General features: G+C 63.9%; 3 protein-coding genes. All 3 read left to right on the top strand.

Going from position 1 to position 3763, the window contains the following annotated elements; genetic code table 11:
• Positions 1–2111: TonB-dependent receptor (locus ACXJKH_RS16745; RefSeq protein ID WP_457321003.1), on the top strand; the 2111-nt coding region annotated here is incomplete at its 5' end.
• A 68-nt stretch (positions 2112–2179) separates the two neighbouring features.
• Complete coding sequence (locus tag ACXJKH_RS16740; protein ID WP_457321001.1) at positions 2180–2938, top strand: SapC family protein; 759 nt, start codon at positions 2180–2182, stop codon at positions 2936–2938.
• A 21-nt stretch (positions 2939–2959) separates the two neighbouring features.
• A partial coding sequence (locus ACXJKH_RS16735) for a cupin-like domain-containing protein (RefSeq protein WP_457320999.1) occupies positions 2960–3763 on the top strand: 804 nt, incomplete at its 3' end.

Below are 3763 nucleotides of genomic sequence, written 5' to 3'. Positions count from 1 at the left end.
GGCTGCAGAACAGCAACTACACCGATGTAACGTTCGACACCAGCGGTGCGGTGGCTACGCCGATCTATATCCGCGAAATCGCAGGGACCAAGGATTTCGGGCTTGAACAGCAGCGCAGCATGCAGAAGTACAAGCTGGGATCGCTCGGCTTCAATGCACTGTGGAACGTCACCGACCGCTTCAAGCTGACCTTCGACGCGCACGATTCAAAGAACGAAAGCCGGCCGAACGATCCGCTCACCGGGGGCGGATCCATCTTCAGCAGCATTGCCGGCACCAACAACTGCACCACCGGGCCGCATTGCGGTGGCTCGTGGGTGCAGGAAATGAACTTCAACAATGGTCTGCCGGTGGGTACCCAGGTCTGGTACCCGAGCACGGCCGATGCCATTGCCAAAACCAACGGTGTGGTCAATCCGGGCTTTGCGCCGGGCGAGATCGGTTCGCAGGTGCTGCGCATCAATTCGCAGACCCAGGTCAGCGAGATCAAGCAGGGTCGCATCGACGGTGAGTGGAGCTTTGACAAGGGGCGCTTCCAGTTTGGCGTGGACTCGAGCAAGCAGACCACCCACCGCATCCAGGCAGCGGAGAACTACAACACCCTGGGCGACTGGGGCGTGACCAACGTGGACGGGGATGTTGCCAACGGGCTGATGGACCTGCTGCAGCCGGTCAACATCGTCGGATTGTTCAACGACTACAACGCCAACAGCTTCACCGCCTGGCGCGGCGATGCTGGCCGCCTGGCGCAGTGGGCGGCGGACAACTATGGTGCCAACCTCGGCGTGAGCCCGCAGCGCGCCGCCGACAACCTCGTGGAGGAGAAGACCAAATCGGCCTATTTCCAGGTCGAGCTGGACGGCGAGCTGGGCGGCCTGCGCACCAATACCCGTCTGGGCGTGCGCTATGAAACAACCGATGTGGTGTCGACGTCGGTCATCGCCATCCCGGAGGCCATCGAGTGGCAGTCCAACAACGACTTCCGCGTGGTGTTGTCCGACGAGCAGCAGCCGTTCACCGAGAAGAACAGCTACAGCTACCTCCTGCCCAACCTCGACTTCAGCATCGACCTCATGGACGACCTGAAGGCGCGCGTCTCGTTCGGCAAGAGCATCGCGCGCGCGCCGATCGGCAACCTCTACGCAGGCCCGACCGCACAGCAACCGTCTGGCTCGGTGCTGATCGATCCCTCTTCGCGGGCCAGCGGCACCGCCCAGAACCCGCAGTTGAAGCCGCTGGAGTCGGACAACCTCRACCTGGCGCTGGAGTGGTACTTCGCTGATGCGAGCTATGTGTCGTTGACGTACTGGAACAAGTCGGTCAACAACTTCGTCGGCAACACCATCGTGCAGGAAAATCTCTACGGGTTGAGGGATCCCACCTCCGGTCCGGATGCGCAGGCGGCATTGGCATTCCTCAACAGCGGCGCCTGTATCACCCAGGTCGGTGCGGCCAATGCGGCGGCCTGCTCGGCCAATGACACGGCCCTGTTCACCGCGCTGGCGCTGCTGCGCAACAACCCGGCCGGGTTGGGCGCCTATACGGGTACCGACGCGCAGGTCCTGGCGACCGAAGCGGCCTACGATCTGTATGGGCAGGCCGGCGACCCGCTGTACCAGTTCAACGTCAACCGTCCCATCAATCAGAACCAGGCCAAGCTGCACGGCTGGGAGCTGGGCGGGCAGTACTTCTTCGGTGATACCGGGTTTGGCGTCCTCGCCAATTACACCCTGGTGAAGGGCGATGTGGGCTACAACAACGGGGGCGATCCGGGCATCGACCAGTTCGCGCTGACGGGCCTCAGTGACACCGCAAACGCCGTGCTAATGTACGAAAAATACGGTTGGTCGGTGCGGTTGGCGTGGAACTGGCGTGACCAGTACCTGATCCTCGCCAACCAGGGTGCCAGCCGCAATCCGTACTACGTGGAACCRTACGAACAGTGGGATCTCAGCGTGAACTACACCCTGGATGATCACTGGTCGTTCGGTCTGGAAGCGATCAACCTGACCGGTGAGGACGTCCGCTGGCGCTCGCGCACCTCGCAGATGATCGTGAAGCTGGCTGACCAGAGCCCGCGCTACATGCTCGGCGTTCGTTACAGGTTCTGATGTGTGGGGGTGCCGCTGCCCTGGCAGCGGCACCCGTTCAAAGGTCCTGATGGGGTTGGAAGAACACCATGCCGCGTTACGAAATGCTCAACAACATCGCCCACCGCGATCTGCGCGTGGCCACCGACTTCGGACCCGAGTTTGGTGACGCCGTCGGCATGGTGCCGGCCTATCCGAGCGAGTTCGCCGAACTGCAGCGGGAATATCCCATCTTCCTTCGCAGGGACGTCGCCACCGGCGAGTGGCAATCGGTGGCACTGCTCGGGTTCGAGCAGCACGAAAATCTGTTCCTGCAGGAAGGTCGCTGGAATGCCGCCTATCTGCCCGGGGCAGCGGCCAAGGGGCCGTTMCTCATCGGCTTCCAGGAGAGCCGGATCGATGGCGCACCCAGCCAGGAAGCGGTGCTGCACGTAGACCTGGACCATCCGCGCGTGAAGGCGATGCAGGGTGAGCCGGTGTTCCTGCCGCAAGGCGGCAACACGCCCTACCTGGACCACATCGCAGGCGTGCTGCGTGGCATCCACGACGGCCATGCCTTTGGCGCAGCGATGTTTGCCCGACTCGATGCACACCAACTGATTCAACCCATCACGCTCGACGTGCAGATCGAACCGCAGCATCGGGTCAGCGTCAACGGCCTGCACGCGATCGACCGGGACCGCCTGGCCCTGCTGGACGGTCCCGCGCTCGCCGAACTCAACCGTGCCGGCTATCTGGAAGGTGCTTACCTGATGCTGGCCTCGCTGCACAACATGCGACGCCTGATCGCCGAGAAGCAACGGCGCCTGCGCATCGCCGATGTCGCCACTGCGGCCGGCAGGAACTGACGGGTGCTGGACGGCGTTGCCATGCGGACACTGGAGGACGTGGAGCCCACGGCACTGCCGTTGGCGTCACTGGTGTCCGCCGGGGAACCGGTGGTACTGCGCGGCATCGCACGCGACTGGCCGCTGGTACAGGCCGGGCTGCGCTCCGCGCAGGAGGCGCTGGGCTATCTGCGCCGCTTCGAGGCGGGCGTGCCTGTCCCGTATTCGTTCGGCGGGCCCGAGATCGAAGGGCGTCCGTTCTACAACGACGATTTCACCCGCTTGAACATTGAGGTTCGGCGCGGCCTGCTGACCCAGGTGCTGGCCGAGATTGAAGACACGCTCGAGGCACCACGGCCACCTACTTACTATGTCGCTTCGCTGCTGATTGATCGGGCGCTCMCCGGCTTTGCGCAGGCCAACGATGCCGGCCTGGCCGGGCAGGRCATCGAGGCGTCGGCGAGCATCTGGATCGGCAACCGGGTGACGGCCTCCTGCCATTTCGACACCCCGGACAACCTGGCGTGCTGCGCCGTGGGCCGGCGCCGGTTCACGCTTTTTCCGCCGGAGCAGATCGACAATCTGTATCCGGGGCCGCTGGAGCCTACGCCAGGCGGGCAGGTGGTGAGCGTAGTGGATTTCGACCGCCCGGATTTCGCGCGCCACCCGCGCTTCCGTGATGCACTGGCAAGCGCGCAGACCGCCGTGCTGGAACCGGGCGATGCGATCTTCATTCCGAGCATGTGGTGGCACCACGTGCGCGGCCTGGCGCCTTTCAACGTGTTGGTGAATTACTGGTGGCGAAGTTCACCGGCCTTCCTTCCCTCGCCGCTGCCGGCCCTCCAC

The organism is Stenotrophomonas sp. P5_B8 (assembly GCF_054049855.1).
The sequence above is the reverse complement of the archived record's forward strand: the minus strand, read 5'-3'. Positions and strand labels throughout refer to the sequence as shown.